General features: G+C 44.1%; 21 protein-coding genes, 1 tRNA gene, 1 riboswitch and 1 other annotated feature. Of the genes, 20 read left to right on the top strand and 2 right to left on the bottom strand.

The window, feature by feature from the left end:
* Nucleotides 1-14: 14 nt before the first annotated feature.
* From rpmA to sdaAA, 14 genes are all read left to right on the top strand, one after another.
* On the top strand, nt 15-287 hold the full coding sequence (rpmA, locus tag GT589_RS07750) for a 50S ribosomal protein L27 (RefSeq protein ID WP_038602469.1): 273 nt from the start codon (nt 15-17) through the stop codon (nt 285-287).
* A gap of 94 nt (nt 288-381) precedes the next feature.
* Nucleotides 382-1,662, top strand: a complete 1,281-nt coding sequence (obgE, locus tag GT589_RS07745) for a GTPase ObgE (protein ID WP_293398103.1) — start codon at nt 382-384, stop codon at nt 1,660-1,662.
* An 18-nt stretch (nt 1,663-1,680) separates the two neighbouring features.
* Nucleotides 1,681-1,977 (top strand): ribosome assembly RNA-binding protein YhbY, encoded by a 297-nt coding sequence (yhbY, locus tag GT589_RS07740; RefSeq protein ID WP_293398102.1) that lies wholly within the window; start codon nt 1,681-1,683, stop codon nt 1,975-1,977.
* 142 nt (nt 1,978-2,119) lie between these two features.
* Entirely contained in the window at nt 2,120-2,734 is a 615-nt protein-coding gene (gene nadD, locus GT589_RS07735) for a nicotinate-nucleotide adenylyltransferase (protein ID WP_293398101.1), read from the top strand.
* A gap of 5 nt (nt 2,735-2,739) precedes the next feature.
* The gene (yqeK, locus tag GT589_RS07730; RefSeq protein WP_293398100.1) at nt 2,740-3,324 is read left to right on the top strand and encodes a bis(5'-nucleosyl)-tetraphosphatase (symmetrical) YqeK; all 585 of its coding nucleotides are present in this window, start codon (nt 2,740-2,742) and stop codon (nt 3,322-3,324) included.
* The gene (locus GT589_RS07725; RefSeq protein WP_293398099.1) at nt 3,324-4,253 is read left to right on the top strand and encodes an LCP family protein; all 930 of its coding nucleotides are present in this window, start codon (nt 3,324-3,326) and stop codon (nt 4,251-4,253) included. Before yqeK ends, GT589_RS07725 begins: the two co-directional genes overlap by 1 nt.
* Before the next feature lie 11 nt (nt 4,254-4,264).
* Entirely contained in the window at nt 4,265-4,618 is a 354-nt protein-coding gene (gene rsfS, locus GT589_RS07720; RefSeq protein ID WP_293398098.1) for a ribosome silencing factor, read from the top strand.
* Between the two features lie 70 nt (nt 4,619-4,688).
* Nucleotides 4,689-4,888: a binding site (T-box leader), on the top strand.
* A gap of 48 nt (nt 4,889-4,936) precedes the next feature.
* Nucleotides 4,937-7,348 carry a leucine--tRNA ligase gene (leuS, locus tag GT589_RS07715; protein WP_293398097.1) on the top strand — a complete coding sequence of 804 codons (2,412 nt, stop codon included), beginning with the start codon at nt 4,937-4,939 and terminating at the stop codon, nt 7,346-7,348.
* Between the two features lie 57 nt (nt 7,349-7,405).
* Entirely contained in the window at nt 7,406-8,089 is a 684-nt protein-coding gene (locus GT589_RS07710; protein WP_293398096.1) for a DUF554 domain-containing protein, read from the top strand.
* Between the two features lie 113 nt (nt 8,090-8,202).
* Nucleotides 8,203-8,374, top strand: a riboswitch (Lysine riboswitch).
* A 73-nt stretch (nt 8,375-8,447) separates the two neighbouring features.
* Nucleotides 8,448-9,641: an aspartate kinase gene (locus GT589_RS07705; protein WP_293398095.1), complete on the top strand. Its 1,194-nt coding sequence runs from the start codon at nt 8,448-8,450 to the stop codon at nt 9,639-9,641.
* 16 nt (nt 9,642-9,657) lie between these two features.
* Nucleotides 9,658-10,944 carry a diaminopimelate decarboxylase gene (gene lysA, locus GT589_RS07700; protein ID WP_293398094.1) on the top strand — a complete coding sequence of 429 codons (1,287 nt, stop codon included), beginning with the start codon at nt 9,658-9,660 and terminating at the stop codon, nt 10,942-10,944.
* Between the two features lie 145 nt (nt 10,945-11,089).
* Nucleotides 11,090-11,473, top strand: coding sequence for a RidA family protein (locus GT589_RS07695; RefSeq protein WP_293398093.1), 384 nt, complete (start codon nt 11,090-11,092; stop codon nt 11,471-11,473).
* 69 nt (nt 11,474-11,542) lie between these two features.
* Nucleotides 11,543-12,214, top strand: coding sequence for an L-serine ammonia-lyase, iron-sulfur-dependent subunit beta (gene sdaAB / locus GT589_RS07690; RefSeq protein ID WP_293398092.1), 672 nt, complete (start codon nt 11,543-11,545; stop codon nt 12,212-12,214).
* 49 nt (nt 12,215-12,263) lie between these two features.
* Entirely contained in the window at nt 12,264-13,136 is an 873-nt protein-coding gene (gene sdaAA, locus GT589_RS07685; RefSeq protein ID WP_293398091.1) for an L-serine ammonia-lyase, iron-sulfur-dependent, subunit alpha, read from the top strand.
* Nucleotides 13,137-13,203: 67 nt separating this feature from the next.
* Here sdaAA and GT589_RS07680 read toward each other — a convergent pair whose 3' ends face one another.
* Nucleotides 13,204-13,641, bottom strand: a complete 438-nt coding sequence (locus GT589_RS07680) for a hypothetical protein (RefSeq protein ID WP_293398090.1) — start codon at nt 13,639-13,641, stop codon at nt 13,204-13,206.
* A gap of 97 nt (nt 13,642-13,738) precedes the next feature.
* Complete coding sequence (locus GT589_RS07675; protein WP_293398089.1) at nt 13,739-15,049, bottom strand: D-alanyl-D-alanine carboxypeptidase family protein; 1,311 nt, start codon at nt 15,047-15,049, stop codon at nt 13,739-13,741.
* A gap of 105 nt (nt 15,050-15,154) precedes the next feature.
* Between GT589_RS07675 and GT589_RS07670 the strand changes: the two genes are divergently transcribed.
* From GT589_RS07670 to GT589_RS07645, 6 genes are all read left to right on the top strand, one after another.
* Nucleotides 15,155-15,781 carry a helix-hairpin-helix domain-containing protein gene (locus GT589_RS07670; protein WP_293398088.1) on the top strand — a complete coding sequence of 209 codons (627 nt, stop codon included), beginning with the start codon at nt 15,155-15,157 and terminating at the stop codon, nt 15,779-15,781.
* Nucleotides 15,782-15,896: 115 nt separating this feature from the next.
* The gene (selD, locus tag GT589_RS07665; RefSeq protein WP_293398087.1) at nt 15,897-16,940 is read left to right on the top strand and encodes a selenide, water dikinase SelD; all 1,044 of its coding nucleotides are present in this window, start codon (nt 15,897-15,899) and stop codon (nt 16,938-16,940) included.
* 135 nt (nt 16,941-17,075) lie between these two features.
* Nucleotides 17,076-18,479: an L-seryl-tRNA(Sec) selenium transferase gene (selA, locus tag GT589_RS07660; protein WP_293398086.1), complete on the top strand. Its 1,404-nt coding sequence runs from the start codon at nt 17,076-17,078 to the stop codon at nt 18,477-18,479.
* A gap of 9 nt (nt 18,480-18,488) precedes the next feature.
* Entirely contained in the window at nt 18,489-20,369 is a 1,881-nt protein-coding gene (gene selB / locus GT589_RS07655) for a selenocysteine-specific translation elongation factor (RefSeq protein WP_293398085.1), read from the top strand.
* A gap of 194 nt (nt 20,370-20,563) precedes the next feature.
* A tRNA-Sec gene (locus GT589_RS07650) sits at nt 20,564-20,660 on the top strand.
* Between the two features lie 242 nt (nt 20,661-20,902).
* Nucleotides 20,903-22,093, top strand: coding sequence for an acetate/propionate family kinase (locus GT589_RS07645; protein ID WP_293398084.1), 1,191 nt, complete (start codon nt 20,903-20,905; stop codon nt 22,091-22,093).
* Nucleotides 22,094-22,135 lie beyond the last annotated feature (42 nt).

Here is a 22,135-nt window from a genome sequence, read left to right as displayed (position 1 = left end):
ACATGCTTTTCAATATGAATCTTCAGTTATTCGCGAGTAAAAAAGGAGTAGGTTCTTCTAAAAACGGCCGTGACTCTATATCAAAGAGACTTGGCGTTAAGAGAGCTGACGGACAGACAGTTCCTGCAGGAAGCATTCTTGTAAGACAAAGAGGAACAAAGATACATCCTGGAAACAACGTTGGCAAAGGATCGGATGATACTCTGTTTGCACTTGTAGATGGAGTAGTTAAGTTCGAAAGAAAAGACAAGAAAAGAAAACAAGTTAGTATTTATGCTGCAGAATAAGCAGCTTAAAGGAGTGTCTTTAGACACTCCTTATTTAATGCAGTTTGTAAATACAAAGCTTTGTCGTGTATTATTAAAAAAAGGGTGATTATATATGTTTGTAGACAAGGCGAGAATTTTTGTCAAAGCAGGCAACGGCGGTAACGGCGCAGTTGCATTTAGAAGAGAAGTATACGTACCGGCCGGAGGACCAGCCGGAGGAGACGGCGGTAACGGCGGCAGCGTAATAATAAAGGCCGACAATTCACTCAGGACTCTAATGGACCTCAAGTACAAGCTCAAGTATTCGGCGGATCCGGGCGATGACGGAAAGGGAAGCAACATGCACGGCAAGGATGGTGCACCGCTTGTCATTGTCGTACCTCCGGGAACAATAGTAAGGGACGAGAAGACAGGCCTTGTAATAGGAGACCTAAAGCACGATGGCGATTCTGTAATAGTTGCCAGAGGCGGAAGAGGCGGAAAAGGCAACACGCACTTCAAAACGGCAACAAGACAGGCTCCGAGCTTTGCAAAGGCGGGAACCTTCGGCGAAGAAAGATTTGTCGTGCTCGAGCTCAAGCTCCTTGCGGATGTGGGTCTTGTGGGATTCCCAAACGTAGGTAAGTCGACATTCCTTTCTATTGTTACAAAGGCAAAACCGAAGATAGCAAACTATCACTTCACTACGCTTACGCCAAATCTGGGCGTTGTCCAGACCAAGTTTGGAGATAGCTTCGTGATGGCGGATATACCTGGTCTTATCGAAGGAGCCCACGAGGGCACAGGACTTGGACATGATTTCCTAAGGCATGTTGAAAGGACAAAGGTGCTCATCCACATTGTCGACGTGTCCGGAATGGAAGGCAGGGATCCAATTGACGACTTCGAAAAGATAAACAGCGAGCTTGAAAAATATAACCCAATGCTTGCCAAGAGGCCGCAGATTGTAGTTGCCAACAAGATGGATCTTCCGGGAGCAGAGGAGAACTACGAGATATTCAAGGCGGAAATAGAAAACAAAGGCTACAGGGTGTTTTCAATGTCTGCAGCTACGAGAAGAGGCGTAGACGAGGTTGTGGCCTATGCGGCTCAGCTACTCAAAGAGGTTGAGGAAGTCGAAGTCGTTTCCAAGGACGAGATAATTTCAAACCTTGCGTCACTTTATCAAAGCGATGCCGAAATTGAAATAAGACTTGAGGACGGAGCCTATGTGATTGAAAGCAAGGCGCTTGACAATCTGCTCTACTCTGTCAACTTCGAGGACATGGAGTCTATAAGATACTTCCAAGCCGTGCTTGAAAAGAAAGGCATCTTCAAAAAGCTAAAGGCTATGGGAATCAAAGACGGAGACCTTGTAAAGATATACGAGCTTGAATTTGAATATTACGAATAAATTTTGGAGGTACACCGCGTGCTTAATGGAAAGCAAAGGGCATATTTAAGGTCTATAGCAAATGGGATTAAGCCCATAACGCAGATAGGGAAAGAGGGAGTTTCGGACGCTTTTCTAAAGCAGCTCAGCGAAGCCCTTGAAGCCAGAGAAATTGTCAAGGTGACAGTACTCGAAAACAGTGGCCTCGACGTAAAGGAATGCGCGAACGAAGTTGCACAGAGTCTCAGGGCTGAGTTTGTTCAGGCTATAGGCTCTAAGTTTACAATATACAGAAAATCAAAAGACAAACCTGTCATAAATATTCCAAAAAAATAATGCTGCATGTCAAAAGCGATACCTGTTTTGAACAGGTATTTTTTTTGTATTCAAATGCCTGGACTTCAGAATTCATTTAATGACTTCAAATTGTATGCGAAATGATGTATAATAATTTAGTGATTTCAAACGGAGGCTAGACATGAAAACTGCTGCATACAGGATAGGCATAATGGGTGGAACTTTTGATCCGATTCACAACGGACATCTTGCCATGGCTGAGGCTGTAAGGGAAGCTTTTGGACTGAGCAAGGTGCTGTTTGTCCCCTCGGGGAATCCGCCGCACAAGAGAAGAACCGAAATAGCAGACAAGCAGCACAGATACAATATGGCAATACTTGCGACAAACAGCAATGCCATGTTCGAGGTATCTCCCGTGGAGATTGAGAGGGAACAGCTCTCATATACTGTTGATACGCTGAAAATTCTCAAGGAAAAATACAGAAATTATGAAATATTTCTCATAATGGGAGCGGATGCTCTGTGTGATATCGAATCTTGGAGCCGCGTGGACGAGCTTTTCGGGCTTTGCAGAGTGGTAGGCGCTACAAGACCGGGAATCGACATAGAGGAGTTCAAAAAAGAAATAGACAAGACGCAGAAGAAATACAATACTCAAATACTCCATGTGCACGTGCCTTCGCTTGACATATCTTCAACCGATATAAGGGTAAGAGCAAAAAAAGGTGCATCGATAAAATACCTTATTCCGGAAGAAGTGGAAAAGTATATATACAAGTATGAACTGTACAGGTGATTAGAATGAATATTGACGATATGAGCGAAAAACTCAGGGAGAAGCTTAGCCACAAACGATATAAGCACACAATGGGCGTTCTTGAGATGGCGCGAAGGCTGGCAGAGCGGTATGGCGCAGATGTGTCCAAGGTAGAGTTGTCAGCTCTTTTGCATGATTGCGGCAAGGACATGGATTCAAGGGAACTGCTTGAATATGTAAGGAGCAATCGTGTGGAGCTTGACGAAATAGAAGCAAAGCAGCTTGAACTGGCTCACGGAGTTATCGGAGCACACCTAGCCAGGGCAGAGTTCGGTGTGGATGACACCGAGGTGCTCTCAGCCATTCGTTTTCATACAACCGGAAAAACAGACATGACACTGGTTGAAAAGATAGTATATCTGGCGGATTTTATTGAGGAAGGCAGGAAATATCCAGGGGTTCAGTTGCTCAGAGAGCTTTCATTTGAGGATCTGGACAGTGCGATTCTCCTTTCCTTTGACAATACAATAAAGCATGTAATTTCACAAAAAAAAATACTCCATACAAGAACTGTTGAAGCCAGGAATTTCATATTGGAGCAGATGGAGAATATGCGGGGTGCTAATTAATGAGATATTTTTTTAAGGTCTTTGCCATATCGTTCATTATATTCACAATGACAATGAGTGCGGGACTAATTTTTGTAACATCGAAAATAGACAGCGCTCCAGCTCAGGATGACTTTGCGGGCAATCCGGTGGAGCTTGACGAGAAAGACCAGAGCAGAATAAACATACTCCTGCTCGGCGTTGACAGCCTCGAGGGGGAGGGCAACGAAGCCACAAGAACGGATACGATGATACTATTCACCCTCGATCCCAAGACTGACACGGCAGCCATGATATCCATACCCAGGGACACAAGGGTCAAGCTAAGGGGCAGGAGCGGCTACACAAAGATAAATGCAGCGAACGTATATGGAGGGGTTGATCTTTCGGTAAAGACGGTCAAGGAGCTACTGGGCGTGCCAGTGCACCACTATGTAAAAGTGGATTATCAGGCGCTTTTCAAGACTGTTGATGATATAGGAGGGGTTGAAGTTGACGTGCCAATAAGGATGAAATACGATGATCCTTATGCAACTCCGCAGCTTCACATAGACCTTCAAAAGGGTGTCCAGACTCTTGATGGCAAAAAGGCTATGCAGTTTCTGAGATTCAGAAAAGGCAACAGAGGCTACCCGAGCTATCCTGACCAAGACCTGGGCAGAATACAGGCGCAGCAGGCCTTTATGCAGTCCCTGCTGAAAAAAGCACTAAGCCCTACGGGAATACTCAAAGTGCCTGACTATATCGAGACGCTGCATATGTATGTGGAATCCGACATGAAGGTCAACGACATGATAAAGATAGCCTACAAGGGTAAAAAGGTCAATGCCGATGACATAACAAAGGTTACTTTCCCGGGAGAGCCTGCTACAATAGGCGGTGTGGCTTACTATCAGCCGGACATGGATGAATATGATGAAATCAAGGCGCAGTTATTTCCTGTAGAGTAAGAGGTGATTATATGAATGATGAAATCAAGGCGATTGTTAAGACGATTTATGACTCCATAGATGACAAACAAGGCGATGACATAAAAATACTCAACCTTACAGGACTTTCGCCTATTGCCGACTACTTTGTCATTGCCACTGCAGGTTCGGATAGGCAGGCGAAGGCCATAGTCAAAGAGATTGAAGACAATCTTGCCAAGCGGAGCGTATTTGCCAGGGGCAGGGAAGGACTTTCAGGCGCAACCTGGATACTTCTTGACTTTGGCGATGTAATAGTCCATATATTCAAGGGAGAGGAAAGAAAGTTCTATGATCTCGAGAGGATATGGAAGGATGCCAAGGACGAAAAGATTGAAAATCTCTAATTTTAATCTTAGCACTTGATATTGGGCAACAGTTTTTATATAATAATTTCTAATGAACAGTTAATATAAAGAGAAAGTCTGGAGCAGTAGAGGATTTTCATTGATTTTCAGAGAGCTGGTGGACGGTGAAAACCAGCATATGAAGCCCTTGAACTTGCCAGATGAAGTTTCTCAGGTTGGCTGCCTTTAAAAAGCCTCAGAGTGGGACTGATTATTAATCAGTCCAATTAGGGTGGTACCGCGAAAAGATCTAGTCCTTTCGTCCCTAACCGGGATGAGAGGACTTTTTATTTTTTGAGAAAAAACAGGAGGTGCTGTATGTCAACATATAACTTTAGCAGTATTGAAAAAAAATGGCAGAAAATATGGGATGAAACTGAAGCCTTCAAAACAGTTGAAAATGACAAGCCGAAGTACTACGTGCTTGAAATGTTCCCTTATCCTTCGGGCAAGATTCACATGGGTCATGTCAGAAACTATTCTATAGGCGACGTAGTGGCCAGATACCTTAAAATGAACGGATACAATGTGCTCCACCCTATGGGCTGGGATGCTTTTGGATTGCCGGCTGAAAACGCGGCAATAAAGCACGGTTTCCATCCTTACAAGTGGACAATGGAAAATATGGATGAGATGAGGACTCAGCTGAAGCTGCTTGGACTTAGCTATGACTGGGACAGGGAGGTAGGCACATGCCATCCTGACTACTATAAGTGGACACAGTACATTTTTCTCAAGTTCTTCGAAAAAGGTCTTGCATACAAGAAGAAGTACCCTGTAAACTGGTGCCCATCGTGTGAGACTGTGCTTGCCAACGAGCAGGTGGTAGGCGGCGAATGTGAAAGATGTTCATCTGTTGTAGTCAAAAGGGATCTTGAGCAATGGTATCTCAAGATTACAGACTATGCAGAGGAGCTGCTTGCTGATCTTGACAAGCTTGACGGCTGGCCTGACAAGGTAAAGACCATGCAGAAAAACTGGATAGGCAAGAGCATAGGAGCCGAGGCCGATTTTCCTATAGAAGGCTTTGAAAAGAGCATGAAGATATTCACAACAAGACCGGACACCATATATGGCGTTACGTGTATGGTGCTTGCGCCTGAACATGAATATGTCGATGAGCTTGTCGCAGGCACTGAATATGAGGAGCCGGTGAAAGCGTTCAAACTTAAAATGCAGTTGATGAGCGAGATAGAGAGAACCTCGACTGAAGCCGAAAAAGAGGGTATTTTCATAGGCAGATATGCTATAAATCCTATAAATGGGGCTAAAGTGCCTATATACATCGCCAATTATGTACTTGCGGACTACGGAACCGGCGCCATAATGGTTGTGCCTGCGCACGACGACAGGGACAGGGAATTCGCAACGAAATACGGCATAGAGATAATAGATGTAATAGACGAAGATGGCAAAACCATAAATTCAGCAGAGTTCAGCGGAATTGACTACAAGGAGGCTGGAGAGAAGATTACAGCCAAGCTGGAAGAAATGGGCATAGGAAATAAGACCGTAAACTTCAGACTCAGAGACTGGCTTATATCGAGACAAAGATACTGGGGCTGCCCTATACCTGTTGTATACTGCGACAAATGCGGCATAATGCCAGTAAAGGAAGACAGCCTGCCAGTGATGCTGCCAACAGACGTAGTATTCAGCGGCAAGGGTGAGTCTCCGCTTACTACATCAGAGGAGTTCATGTATACTGAATGTCCATGCTGTGGCGGAAAGGCCAAGAGGGAAACCGACACAATGGATACCTTCATAGATTCATCGTGGTATTTCCTAAGATTTATAGACCCTAAGAATGAGAGCCTGCCTTTCGACAAGCAGCTAGTACAAAAGTGGATGCCTGTAGACCAGTATATAGGAGGAGTCGAGCACGCAATACTTCACCTTCTGTACTCGAGATTCTTTGTAAAGGCGCTTAGGGACTGCGGAATGCTTGATTTTGAAGAGCCTTTCAAGAACCTGCTCACTCAGGGAATGGTGCTAAAGGACGGCTCAAAGATGTCTAAATCCAAGGGCAATGTTGTAAGCCCTATCGAAATAATAGAAAAATACGGCGCCGATACTGCAAGGCTGTTCATATTGTTCGCGGCTCCGCCTGAAAGAGACCTTGAGTGGTCAGACCAGGCCGTAGAGGGCTGCTACAGGTTCATAAACAGGATATGGAGGCTTGCTGGCGATATACTCGAGATGGAAGGCGCAGCTGCTTCTTCGGAGTTTACAAAAGAAGACAAGCAGATGAGCTACGCGCTCAATGCGGCAATAAAGAAGGTAACAGACGACGTGTCCGGAAGGTTCAACTTCAACACGGCTATATCTGCGCTAATGGAGCTTATAAACGAGATGTACAAGTACAAGGATCTGCCTGACAGAAAGCCGGAGCTCCTCAAGGCTTCGCTTGAGAGCCTTATACTCATGATATCTCCTTTCATACCTCACGCCGCTGAAGAACTCTGGGAGATGAGCGGCAAGCAGGGAAGCGTTCACGAGCAGTCATGGCCTTCATACGATGAGGATGCGCTTGTGAAGGATGAGGTTGAAGTTGTAATACAAATAAACGGCAAGGTCAGAGGCAAGATGAGCATACCTTCAGGAGTTTCCAAGGAAGAAATGGAAAAGCTTGCTCTCGAAGATGCCAGAATCAAGGAGCTTGTAGCAGACAAGAGCATAGCAAAGCTCATAGTCGTGCCTGGAAAGCTTGTGAATATAGTAGTCAAATAGAGATAAAGAAAAGACGGGGGAAGTATCCCCGTCTTTTTTTGAAAAGGGGGAGCTTGTATGATTGGGACGCTAGTAAATGTGGCTGCAATAGTGGCGGGGAGCATTGCAGGTATAATGATCAGGGGGATGAACACGGAGAAATTCAGTGACACGGTGATTAAGGGCATAGCGCTGTGCGTAGTTCTAATTGGAATGAGCGGTGCGCTTGAGGAGGCCAACCTGCTGCTTGTAATTTTTTCGATAGTTATAGGAGGAGTTATAGGAGAAGTAATAGACATAGACCAAAAACTCATAAAGTTCGGAGAGCGCCTGGAAGAACTCTTCAAAGGAAGAGGGGGCAAGATAGCAGAAGGTTTTGTAAGCTGCACGCTTATATACTGCGTCGGCGCTATGGCGATAGTGGGAGCGCTCGAGAGCGGCCTCAAGGGAGATCACAGCACACTGTTTGCAAAATCGGTTCTGGATGGTGTATCGGCGATAATATTCGCATCCACAATGGGCATAGGCGTGATGATATCGGCAGTGTCTGTTCTCCTATATCAGGGGGCGATAACCTTGGGAGCGGGTTTTCTAAAGGGCATACTAACGCAGCAGGTGATCTCAGAAATGAGTGTTGTAGGCAGCCTGCTCATCATGGGAATAGGCTTTAACATACTCGGAGCCAGCAAGATAAAGGTAGCAAACCTACTTCCGGCAATACTAGTGCCGGTTGCATACCATATTATAATGGGCATAATATGATACTGGAGATTATTTTCTGATAATTTGAAAATGATGTTGAAAAATAAAGATATGTATAGTAGAATATTAGACGTTAAGTGTTTTACACAAATTAATATTCGTTATTGGATTTGACCTTGTTTAGAGGCGCTTTAATTAAGAGTATTTCCGCGGAGCCGGCAAGCTGTGAAGAGGAATGAAAGGAATTGAAGCCGAAGGAGGATTAGTTGCCATCTAACCGTCCTGGCTGTGCGCAGAACATGCGTATGGTTGTCATCCGAATCCGGATGGAGAGCTAAAAGGGTTTGTCGAGTGCTTACTAGAATGCAGCTTGGGCAAAACCTTTGTTGCATTTTTTTTAATTTTTGGAGGTGTTGAGATGAATATTGTTGTACAAAAATATGGGGGAAGTTCGGTTGCTACGCCAGAAAAAATAAAACGCATAGCAGAGACTGTAATCAAACGCAAGAAAGCCGGAGATTCAATGGTAGTTGTAGTATCGGCTATGGGGAAAAGCACAGACCAGCTTATAGCGCTAGCTAAGAGCGTAAGCGAAAAACCAAGCAAAAGAGAACTGGATGCGCTTATATCAACAGGCGAGATGGTTTCAAGCTCGCTGCTTTCGATGGCGATACAGGAGATGGGGCATGATGCTGTGTCGCTGAATGCATATCAAATAGCCATAAGAACTGATGGGACATACGGGAAATCAATAATACAAAGCATAGATGACAGTGTAATAAAAAGACATCTCGAATCGGGAAAAATCGTGGTTGTTGCAGGATTCCAGGGGATATCAGAATCTTATGACCTCACAACATTGGGAAGAGGCGGCTCGGATACGACAGCCGTTGCAATAGCTGCAAGACTTGGAGGGGTGTGCGAGATATATACTGACGTAGAGGGCATATATTCATTAGATCCAAGGCTCTATAGCGAAGCCAAGAAGCTTGAGGAGATAAGCTATGAAGAGATGGTGGAGCTTTCTGTTCTGGGAGCTAAGGTTATGCACTCAAGGTCGGTTGAACTGGCTCAAAAATACAACATACCAATATATGTGGGTATGAGCTGCAGCGATACTAAGGGAACTTATATTAGGGAGGTTAAGAACATGGAAAACAAACCAATAACAGGAATTGCAGTATCTGACGCTGATGTGGCGGTTACTTTGGAAAATATAAATTTCGACATAAATCTGCTTGCGGACATATTCGAGTCGATAGCCAACAAGAAGATAAACATAGACATAATAAGCCAGACGGCTCCGCTGCATGGTAAAGTCAACCTGTCGTTCACAATACCAGCAGAGGATCTGGACGAATGCATAAGTACTGTATCGAAATTTGCCGGACAGGAGGATATAATAGTAGATGAGGATATCACTAAGTTCTCTGTTGTTGGTATAGGCATGAAGACGACTTCGGGAGTTGCCTCCAAGATATTCAAGATATTCAAGGAAAACAGCATTCAGGTTAAGATGATTACAACGTCTGAAATCAAGATAACTTGCGCCATAAAGAGGGAAGACAAGAGCAAGGCTGTGGAAATAATAGCAAAGGAATTCAATCTGTAAGCCGGGAGAGGTGCTAATGATAACATTTGGAAATTACAGCGTGGAGGGCAACAGTCTCTGCTTGCAGGGCAGGAAGCTTTCCGACATGGCAAGAGAGTACGGTACGCCGCTATACGTATATGATGAGGACTATATAAGGGACAATGCCAGACGCTTCAAAAACAGCTTCGAGAGAGGAAAGAATATTGTAACTTATGCCGGCAAGGCTTTTCTGACGCTTGAAATATGCAGGATAATGGCTCAGGAAGGGCTTTCCCTTGATGTAGTGTCGTCAGGAGAACTCTATACTGCTTGGAAGGCAGGTTTTCCTATGGAAAGAGTCCTCTTCCATGGAAACAACAAGACCAGGGAAGAAATCGAACTTGGAGTCGAGCTCGGAATAGGCAGATTCGTAGCAGACAATTTCAGGGAACTCCGTCTCATAGACGAAATCTCGAGAAGCAGGGGCAAGGTCACAAGCGTAATACTCAGAATAACGCCGGGGATAGACGCCCATACGCATGACTACATCAAAACAGGCATGATAGATTCGAAATTCGGATTTTCAATAGTCGACAAGGAGTACATCAAGGCTGCCAAGTACGCGCAGGAGCTTGAGAATGTTGACCTTAAGGGCATTCACTGTCATATTGGCTCGCAAATATTCGACCTCGATCCTTTCTATGATGCCGGCGGCGTAATGCTGGGGCTGTACAAGGAGATAATGGATGAAACGGGAGCTCAGCTTGAGGAGCTGGACATGGGTGGCGGTTTTGGCTGCTACTATATAGACGGCGACAATCCTCTTGAAATAGAAGAATACGTTGAAACAATACTCAAGTCGGCTTCTGAAAATGCCGCCAGGCTAGGAATAAAGGAGCCAAGGCTAATAATAGAGCCGGGCAGGTCAATGGTCAACAACTCTTGTGTTACACTTTACAGTGTAGGCGCTATAAAGGAAATACCGGGAGTGAAAAAGTATGTGGCGGTGGACGGTGGAATGGCCGACAACATAAGGCCGGCGCTCTACCAGGCCCAGTATGACGCAGTATTGGTGGACAGAGTCGAGGATGACAGAGTTGAGACTGTAGCCATAGCCGGAAAAAGCTGCGAGAGCGGCGACATACTCATAAACGAAATCAAAATGCCACTAATTGAAGAGGATGAGATACTTGCTGTGCTCTACACAGGTGCCTACGGCTATTCTATGGCCAGCAACTATAACCTCATCAGAAAGCCTGCAGTGATTTTTGTTTCAAAGAACGATGTAAAGGTTGCAGTTAGAAGGCAGACATACGAAGACATGCTAAAGGAGCAGCTGTAGTTGTACGCAATAGACCGCCGTTAGGCGGTCTTTGTTTTTAAATTATCTTTTATAGGCATGGCTTTTGTAATATAATATAATATAAATACACTAGTCTAATTTGCAGAAGATTAAAAACAATATATATGATATGGGAGGAATTGATATGAGTAAAGAGTTTATAAGCACAGTGAAGGCACCAGCAGCTGTTGGACCGTATTCTCAGGCTGTGAAGGCTGGGAACATGGTGTTCGTGTCAGGCCAGATTCCATTTGTTCCAGAAACGATGGAGCTTGTTTCGGAGGATGTACAGGAGCAGACTGCAAGGTCGCTTGAGAATGTTGTAGCTATACTTGAAGCTTCAGGTGCTTCAATAAAGGATGTAGTTAAGGTTTCTGTTTTCATAAAGGACATGAATGATTTTGGCAAAATAAATGAAGTGTATGAAAAGTATTTCGGCGACCACAAGCCTGCAAGAGCGTGTGTTGAAGTGGCAAGACTGCCTAAGGATGTAAAGGTTGAAATAGAAGCTATAGCTGTTATTGGCTAATAAAGCACATACATATGACTGCCGATTATATCGGCAGTCATAATATTATCGGCATGAGAGAGGGAAAATATGAAAAATTATAGTGTATTCGATGTAATAGGTCCGAGAATGATAGGTCCGTCAAGCTCACATACTGCAGGTGCAGCCAGGATAGCGCTGGCAGCTCGAAAAGTAGCTCATGAAAAAATAAAAAGCGTAAAGTTTTATCTTCACGGTTCATTTGCGCAGACGTACAAGGGACATGGCACTGACAAGGCTCTTGTAGGCGGTTTTATGGGATTTGCAACTGATGATGAGCGCATAAGAAATTCTTTTGAGATTGCCAGGGAAAATGGACTTGAATTTGAATTCATCCCTACAAACCTGGGTGAAGAGCGACACCCAAATACGGTCAAGGTTGTTATGACCAAATACGACGGCACTACCCTAGAAGTCATAGGAGAGTCAATTGGCGGAGGCAATATAAAGATAGTTGGAATAAACGGACTTGATCTTGAATTTACAGGTGCATTCTCGACATTAATAGTCAAGCAATGGGACAAGCCGGGAGCTGCAGCACACATTACAAACTGCGTTGCAAAGAACGACATTAATATAGCCTTCATGAGAATTTACAGAGAAGAAAAAGGCGAAAATGCATTCACAATAATCGAGGCGGACAATGACATACCTGATGAAGTGGTAAATGACATCAAGCTTGACACGTCTATTATTCAGGATGCGTTCATAATAAGGCTTTAAAAAAGGCGTAAAATTTGGACAATATCCAGTTGAGGAAAGGTGAATAAATTTGAATTTTAAATCTGGAAGAGAATTGCTAGAAAAGTGTACAGAAAAAGGCATAAGCATAGCTGAAGCGTGCATACTTAGAGAAATGGAGCTATACGGAAGAAGCAGAGAAGAAATCATAGCTGACATGGATAAAAGCTACAAAATCATGAGGAATGCAATAGAAAGAGGAGTTACGGAAGACCTTGTTTCAATGGGAGGCCTTATAGGCGGCGAGGCAAAAAAGCTAAAGATGAGAAGAGAAAGCACTCCGCCTGTTTGCGGCTCGATTGTATCAAAAGCAATGGGAGCAGCAATGGGAGTGATGGAAGTAAATGCTTCAATGGGTCTTATAGTGGCTGCTCCCACGGCGGGCTCATGCGGAATACTTCCAGGCGCTCTTATTACGGCGGCAGACGAGTTTGGCAAGAACGACGAGGAAATAGTAAAGGCGCTTTTTTCAGCTGCAGCTATTGGTGTGATAATAACAAGAAATGCGACGGTTTCGGGAGCTGAAGGCGGCTGCCAGGCTGAAACAGGAGCAGCTGCGGGCATGGCTGCAGCTGGGATAGTTGAGCTTATGGGTGGTACGCCACAGCAGGCTTTGGATTCCGCTGCAATATGCCTCAAGAATATAATGGGTCTTATATGTGATCCTATAGCAGGCCTTGTCGAGGCTCCATGCCAGAAGAGAAATGCGATAGGCGTTGCAAATGCACTAATAAGCGCGGAACTTGTGCTTGCAGGAATAGGCAGCATAGTTCCGTTTGATGAGGTTGTACAATCAATGTACGAGGTTGGCAAAAGAATGCCTATGGAGCTAAGAGAAACAGCGCTTGGCGGCGTTGCGAGTTCTCCGACAGGGTGCACTCTTTGCAGCAGGATATTCAAATAAAATAATAAAAAACTGTGGTTTCAGATTCTGATTCCACAGTTTTTTTATTCCCTTGTTTTATAACCAATTAAACTGTCATAGCAGGCATGCTGCCCAGCAATGAATAATGTCCGTAATTTGAAGCTTCATTTTCATTTTCTAATGTGGCGGAGATTATGATATCAATTTCATACTTCTGAGAAATTTTATCTAGCTCTTCAAAACAAGGCTCGAGATTGCTGCAACTTTCAGATACGATTTTATTGAGGTCGTCGATATATATCCTTTCGATGTCGTAATCCTGGCTTATTACTCCTCTCAGAAATCCGGAAAAGTTGCCAAGGCTTCCGATTTCATATTCATTGGCAGGAATGAGGCGTATGCTCCTATGCAGGTCGTGGATATGCCTGTTGTCCTTGTCAATGTAAACCAGTTCTCCCTTGAGATTTCCGATTTCATTGTTAGCCATGTCAATCATTTTCTTGGTTTTGCCAGAACCAGCCTTGTCCAAAAGCAATCTTATCATTGGAATCTCCTCCTTAATAATAAAGTTCATTGTTATTTGGATTCCCAAAATAATAAGACTTAAACATAAATATATATATTTGAACTTAAGCATGTCGCTATATGTTGTCAATATCGTACGAAGCCCTTCTCCTTGCTCTCGATTTTTTTCTTCTTTTCTTCAGATTGATAAATCTGATAATAAGACAAAGGCAAAACAGTGAAGCCAATAATAATGAAATGAACTTGGCTGCCTTAAGGCCTACTATCTTAAGCATAAGGTAGTCGAATTTCAAAGTTACGTCATTAAGTGCGACCAGCTTGATTTTTGATAGCAGCGAATCATCCTTGTATATTTCTATATAACCAATCTCAGTTCCTTTTTTCACAGGGAAGTCCAGCTTGTCGTGGAGCACTGTATTTGTTCTAACATTGCTCTTGTCGAGTGTTTCGCCATTTTTAAGCACTATGCTGAAATTGCTCTGCGGGCCATACTTCAAACTGCCCTCGTTGGAGAGGAATATGTGCTTTTCTCCTCTAGCCTCATCTTCGCCGATGACATTTTCAACGTGATAGTTATCAAGACCGTAATCTATAAGAGTTCTGGAGTCAATATAGACGTTTCTCCCCTCGGCCTTTAAAACAACAGAAATGACATTAAGCCCATCCTTTGATGCCGAAGTAACAAGGCAGTTGCGGGCCACATTCGTATAGCCTGTCTTTATGCCGTTTATCACATCATACTTTAGCTTTACGCTGCCGCCCTTGTAATCAATGGTGCTGTTGCTCCATAGGAATTTGTTTGTATTTCTGTACACTCTCCATTCGGGAGTCAGCTCGGTAGGGGGCAGGCTTACCTTTTCAAGCTTCACGGTCTTCCTGAAATCCTCATGCTTCATGGCTTCCTTTGCTATCAGGGCCAGGTCATAGGCGCTTGTATAGTGATCAACGTCAGGCAGACCGTTTGGATTGTTAAAGTGCGTGTCCTTGCAGCCTAGCTCTTTTGCCCTCTTGTTCATTAGGTCCTTGAATTTGTCTGTAGAGCCGCTTATGTGATTTGCCAGAGCTACTGCCGCATCGTTTGCCGAGCGAACGAGCATGAATTCAAGCAGCTGTCTTACAGTGAAGGTCTCGCCTTGTTTGACATACATGCTGCTGCCGTCTATGTAACCAGGATCATAATCTATTGTAACAACATCGTCAAGGTTGCAGTTCTCAACTGTCAAAAGCGCTGTCATAATCTTTGTGGTCGAGGCGGGATACATTTTCTGATGGGCGTTTTTTTCGTAGAGAATTTCAGTTCCGTCGGCATTTATAAGGACTGCTGCTTCGCCGGTGAGGCCAAGCTCATCCTCGCCTTGCGAAAAAGCAGTGATATTCGTTGATATGAAAACAATAAATGAAATAATTATGCAAAGGTATCTTCTCATGCAATACGCTCCCGTGAGTTTAATTTAGCATAAAGTTATCAAAAAACTAATAATAGTATAGCATATAGTGGCTTATTGGGTAATAGGGAATAGGGGGTGATTATTATGAAGATAGAAAAGAAACATCTGTACGTTGTAATTTTGCTTGCAGCTGCTTTTTTGATAGTCTACGGTGCTAGGAGCAAGGCCTCCGAGTACATAGTCAGTCCGGAAAACGAAAAGCAGCAAAGCAGCGAGGTGGAAAATGGAATGGGAACCGAGCCTGCAGAAGACTACTCTGCTACGGTGAAGGTTTTCATAAGCGGCGAAGTGGCAAACTATGGTGTAGTTGAAGTTCCTTATGGAGCTAGGCTGATAGATGCCGTTGAAAAGCTGGGCGGGCTTACGATTGATGCTGACATAAACAGGACTAATCTGGCGCAAAAGCTTGAAGATGGAAATCACTACGTAATACTGAAAATCGGTGAGGAAGCTCTAAATGCCGGCGCGAACCATAGTATGTCTAACTCTGGCGGAGGCGCAGCACAAAACGCTGACGGAAAGATTAACATAAATGCCGCTGACAAGACTGCTCTCATGCAGCTGCCGGGCATAGGGCAGGTGATAGCTGAGCGCATAATAGCCTACAGAGAGCAGGGGCAGGGCTTTAAAAGCATAGAGGATATAATGAACGTTTCGGGGATAGGACAAAAGAAGTATGAGGGCATAAAGGACATGATAACGGTAAAATGAAAATTTCTTTTGTTTTTTCAACATTATTTTCTATAGCAATATCATATCAGTGTATTTGTAGGGATAGATAATTGTGATATACTCAAATATGTTAGTTAATTGCGGAGGTGGAAATATGAAAAGCAGCAAGGACATAAAGCTCACGCAGATGGTAGCAGCCTCAGGATGAGCAGCCAAGATTGGGCCGGAGGATCTGGCCAAGGCGCTTATCGGACTTCCCAAAATGTTCGATGAAAGGCTTCTTGTAGGTTTTGATAAATCTGATGATGCTGCTGTATATAAATTGGACGACAACAAGGCGCTTATACAGACCCTTGACTTTTTTACGCCGATGGTGGACGATCCGTACCTGTTTGGCCAGATAGCGGCCTCAAACTCGCTCTCTGACGTGTATGCTATGGGCGGCAAACCGATAGTAGCCATGAACATAGTATGCTTCCCATCGTGCTATGACATGTCGATTCTGGGAGAAATACTAAAGGGCGGAGCAGACAAGGTGATAGAGGCTGGTGCAATACTGGTTGGGGGTCATACTGTCGATGACAAGGAGCCCAAATACGGTCTTTCGGTTGCAGGACTTGTACATCCAGACAGGGTGCTGGCCAATTCAGGTGCAAAGCCGGGGGACGCTCTCATCCTTACAAAGCCCATAGGCACGGGAATAGTAAGCACCGGCATGAAGGCCGACATGGTGCAAAAAAGCACCGTGGATGAGGTTGTAAAAATAATGGCGCACCTCAACAAGTATGCCGCAGAGGCGCTCGACGGCTTTGAAGTAAACTCGGTTACTGATATAACCGGCTTTGGCTTCCTGGGGCATGCAGCTGAAATGGCAAAGGGCTCCGGAGTGACGCTTGAAATATTCTCTGGGGATGTGCCTGTAATGTCTGAGGCAGAGGAGCTCGCAAAGATGGGGATAATCCCGGCGGGAATGTACAGGAACAAAAAATTCATCCAGGGCGATGTGCTCTGCAAGGGTGTAAGCGAACCTATAATGGACATCTTGTACGATCCACAGACGTCGGGAGGCCTGCTGGTATCAGTTCCACAGGAACATGCCAGGGCTCTGGCCGACAAAATGATAAGCTGCGGCAGCCTTGCGGCAAAGATAGTGGGCAGGGTATTGAGCAAGGAAGAAAAAAGCATAATAGTAATATAATATGGGGCCTCGAGCCCCATTAGCTTTGCGCAATCGAGAAAATAGGAGCTTTTGGTGTTGGTTAGATTTTTCAAGTGTTATATAATCATAATATATTGATAAAAGATTAAAGTTCAAAGGGGTGCAATAATACATATGGATAAAAAGACGCTTTTTTCAAAACTGCCTTCTGTAGACAAGGTCCTGAGCAATGGATGCATAATAGAGCTTGAAAAGCAGTACCCAAGGAGCCTTATAGTAGAGGTGATAAGGGAACAAATTGACATGGCAAGGAAGAAAATACTAGCACTTGCCGAAGGTGAGATGGAAAGCTTCGATATAAATGAGGAAATACTCATTAATGAGATAAAGGACCAGCTGAAGCTGAAATACGCCCTCAAACTCAAAAGGGTCATAAACGCCACTGGGGTTGTAGTGCATACCAACCTGGGCCGATCTCCTATGGCCGAGGAAATCAAGGAGGATCTTTGGCTTATCGCTTCAAGATATTCAAATCTTGAATATGATATTGAAAGCGGCAAAAGAGGCTCGAGATACTCCCATCTTGAGGATATAGTGAGAAAAATCACAGGAGCGGAGGACGTGTTGGTTGTAAACAACAATGCTGCAGCAGTTATGCTTGTGCTTGGAACTATGGCCCAGGGCAAGGAAGTCATAACCTCCAGGGGGGAGCTTGTTGAAATAGGAGGCTCCTTCAGGATACCTAGCGTAATGGAGCAGAGCGGCGCAAAGCTGGTGGAAGTTGGCACAACCAACAAGACGTACGCATCAGACTATGAGGCAGCCATAACTGAAAATACAGGCGCTCTTTTGAAGGTGCACACAAGCAACTTCAGAGTCGTGGGCTTTACAAACACGCCCGAGCTTGAGGAACTAAGGGAGATAGGAGACAAATACGACATACCTGTCATAGAGGACCTGGGTAGCGGCGTATTCATAGATCTTTCTAAATACGGCCTATCATACGAGCCTACAGTAATGGATTCGCTCAGGAAAGGGGCAGACATTGTGACCTTCAGCGGTGACAAGATACTCGGCGGTCCTCAGGCGGGAATAATTGTCGGAAAGAAAAAATATATAGAGAAGATGAAGAAAAACCAGATGACCAGGGCTCTAAGGGTCGACAAGTTCATAATATGCGCCCTTGAAGCCACAATGAGATACTATATCGAGGAAGAAATAGCCATAAAGAAGATACCGACACTTAGAATGCTTACATACACAATAGACGAAATAGAAGAAAAAGCGCAAAGGCTTCATGGTATGATAGGCAGGCTCGGCATTGCGGCTGAGGTCAACATAGAAGTCGGCCATTCACAGGTGGGAGGAGGCTCGCTCCCGCTTGAGAGAATAGAGAGCAGGGTTATATCTATTGTCCCTGAAAGCATGAGCGTGTCAAGGCTGGAAGAGAGCCTCAGGCTCTGCGAGGATCATATAATAGGCAGGATATATGACGAGAAATATATAATAGATGTCAGGACTCTCTTTGACGAAGAATACGAAATAATATGCAACCAGCTGAAAAACATCCTGGGATAGGGAGGATTTATGAAGAACATAATAATTGGAACGGCAGGACACATAGACCACGGCAAGACGACTCTTATAAAAGCCCTGACAGGCAAGGAGACAGACAGGCTGAAGGAAGAAAAGAAACGGGGCATATCAATAGATCTGGGCTTTGCCAATTTTGACCTTCCAAGCGGAAAAAGAGCGGGCATTGTTGACGTTCCCGGCCATGAAAAATTCATCAAAAACATGCTGGCAGGCGTCCATGGAATGGACCTTGTCCTGCTTGTAGTATCTGCAGATGAAGGCGTAATGCCCCAGACTATAGAGCATCTTGAGATACTCAACCTCCTGAACATAAAAAAGGGATTAGTAGTAATAACGAAGGCAGATACTGTAGATACGGAGTTCAAGGAGCTTGTAAAGGAAGATGTTATGGAAAAGCTGGAAGGGACATTCCTTGAGAATGCCGACATTGTCGAGGTGGACTCTATAAGCGGCACCGGCATAAAGGAACTCACAGAGGAAATAGACAGGCTTACTGATGAGGTTGAGGACAAAAACATTGATGCAAACCCGAGGCTCAGCATTGACAGGGTATTCAGCATCAAGGGCTTTGGAACTGTAGTTACAGGCACACTAATAGAGGGTAAGATGAACCTCGATGACGACATGATGATATATCCGGGCGAGATAAAGACTAAGATAAGAAGCCTTCAGGTGCACGGAGAGTCGCAAAAAACGGCTTATGCAGGCCAAAGGGTTGCCATAAACCTTGCAAACGTAAGGGTGGAGGAAATAGAGCGAGGCGACGTTCTGGCAAAGCCAAACTCCATGCAAAGCTCCATGATGGTAGATGTCAAGCTTAAGCTTATTAAGAATCTGGACAGGGGTCTGAGATACTGGGACAGAATAAGGCTGTACCACGGCGCAAAAGAAATACTCGGCAGGGTAGCTTTTCTTGACAGGGAAGAGCTCGCGCCCGGTGAAGAATGCTTCTGCCAGATAAGGCTTGAGGATAACATTGTAGCTAAAAAGGACGACCGCTTTGTCATAAGATACTATTCGCCTATGATAACTGTGGGTGGCGGTGCAATAATAGACACTAATCCAAAAAAACACAAGCGTTTTGACGAGGACGTGCTAAGCTCGCTCAATATGAAGGAAAGCGGGGATCTCCAATACGTTGTGGAAGAAAACATAAGGACGAACTCAAAGGACTATCCTGCTCTTAAGGAGATAGCCAAGACGCTGGGAGAAAATGAGGACATAGTGGCTGAAAACATAAAAGGCCTTGTTGCAGACGGGCGTGTTGTTGATATAAATGGTCTCTACATCCATCTTGAGCATTATGAGCGACTCAAGCAAAAAATATGCGGAACGCTCGAGGAGTTCCACAAGACCAGCAGGCTTAAAAGAGGAATGCTAAAAGAGGAGCTCCGCTCAAGAGTCGAAAGCAAGCTAAAGAGCAAGGATTTTGACATTCTCCTGGACAAGGTTGCGGCAGGCGGAGACATAAGGATTGAAGAAAATCTGGCTTCTATAAGCGGCTTCAAAGTTGAATTCAGTGAAGCCGACCTGAAAATAAGGCATGAGATGGAAGCGACTATAAGGCAGGGCGGTTTCTCTCCTGAGCAGATTGACGTAATAACTGGCGAGAGGCCTGAATACGTTCAGGTGTTTGAGTCCATGGTGGGAGACATGCTGGTAAGGGTTTCTGAAGACATTGTTTTCCATAAAGACATATACGAAAAGGCTCTGGAGCTTCTCAAGGCGCATATTCAAGAAAACGGCGAGATTACGCTCGCTGAATTCAGGGATATGATAGGCGCAAGCAGGAAATACGCGATGCTTCTGCTGGAGGATTTCGACAGAAAGAGGATTACAAGAAGGATAGGAGAAAAACGCGTCCTCTCATAGGAACACAGGAATTAAAGAATATAATAGGAATAGAGGCGTTGCACCGGTATAAAAACTGCTGCGCCTCTTCCTCTATTAAAAATAATAAAGCTGTCTATGTTTGTTATGAAATAAATTATAGATATTTTATATATTTGTGGGTTGAATATCAAAAAAGCTTATGATATAATAAGTTTTGTTCAACAAGAAAATTTGGGAGTAGATGGGTGCTGGTGTGCCCTCTGGTCTTCAAAACCAGTTCGGGGGGTTAAGAGCCTCCTGGGTGGGTTCGATTCCCACATATTCCCGCCAATTATGCAGATTAAGGCTTTGACCAAACAGTTTTGGTTGAAGTCTTTTTTATTAAAAGTCTTTATTTATTTCTGATGATGTTATAAAATTATCTTGTGCGTGTTTTGATTTACTTTTTGAAAATTAGCTCGAAATGTTATAAAATAGTTAATGGGTATCAAAAAGTCGAAAAAGTTTGATTATTTTAATTAATCGACTTTTACAATAAAAAATAATACATAATAATCGAGGAGGCACAATAAATGAACGTTCTAGTAATAAACTGCGGAAGTTCTTCACTCAAGTACCAGCTTATCAACATGCAAAATGAAGAGGTTCTAGGAAAAGGACTTGTAGAGAGAATAGGAATAGAAGGCTCAAAGCTTACTCATGAGGCTGCTGGAAAGAAAATAGTAATAGAAGATCCTATGAAGGACCATAAAGATGCTCTTAAGCACGTGCTTTCGGCTCTTGTAGACAAGGACCACGGCGCTGTTGCAGACATGAGCGAAATATCTGCTGTAGGCCACAGGGTTGTTCACGGCGGAGAGAAGTTTGCAAGCTCTGTTCTAATAACTCCAGAAGTTATGGATGCAATAAAAGACTGTTCAGACCTGGCACCGCTTCACAATCCAGCAAACATAATGGGCATAGATGCTTGTAAAGAGATACTTCCAAATGTTCCTCACGTTGCGGTTTTCGACACTGCGTTCCATCAGACAATGCCAAAATCTTCATACCTATACGGACTTCCATACGAGCTTTATGAGAAGCACGGAATAAGAAAATACGGCTTCCACGGAACATCACACAAGTATGTTTCTGACAGAGCTGCATCTATACTTGGAAAAGACATAAAAGACCTTAAGATAATAACTTGCCACCTTGGAAACGGCGCCAGCATAACTGCTGTTGAGTACGGAAAATCAGTAGATACTTCAATGGGGCTTACTCCTCTTGAGGGTTCAATAATGGGAACTAGATGCGGCGACATAGACCCTGCAATAGTCAAGTTCATAATGGACAAGGAGAACCTAAACGCTGCTCAGGTTGATTCTCTTCTTAACAAGCAGTCGGGCATACTTGGAATGTCATGCATAAGCAGTGACTTTAGAGATGTTGAGAATGCGGCCAACGAAGGAAATGAGCTTGCTCAGGTTGCGCTTGAAGCTTTCGCTAAAAGAGTTAAGAAGTATATAGGCTCTTACATGGCTGAAATGGGCGGAGTAGATGCTGTAGTGTTCACTGCAGGCCTTGGAGAAAACTCTATATCAATGAGAGAAGATATATGCGAAGGACTTGAAGGTCTTGGCATAGTTATAGACAAAGAAAAGAACAACGTAAGAGGAAAAGAAACAGTAGTAAGCACAGATGATTCAAAGGTTAAGATAATCGTAATCCCAACAAATGAAGAGCTTGTGATAGCTAGAGACACAGCTGCGCTAGCAAAATAGTTTGGACGAAATAATAAAAGGTGGATCTAACTCCACCTTTTT

The organism is Peptoclostridium sp., assembly GCF_009881055.1.
Lineage (GTDB): Bacteria > Bacillota > Clostridia > Peptostreptococcales > Peptostreptococcaceae > Peptoclostridium_A.
This window is presented reverse-complemented; position numbering and strand designations above follow the sequence as displayed.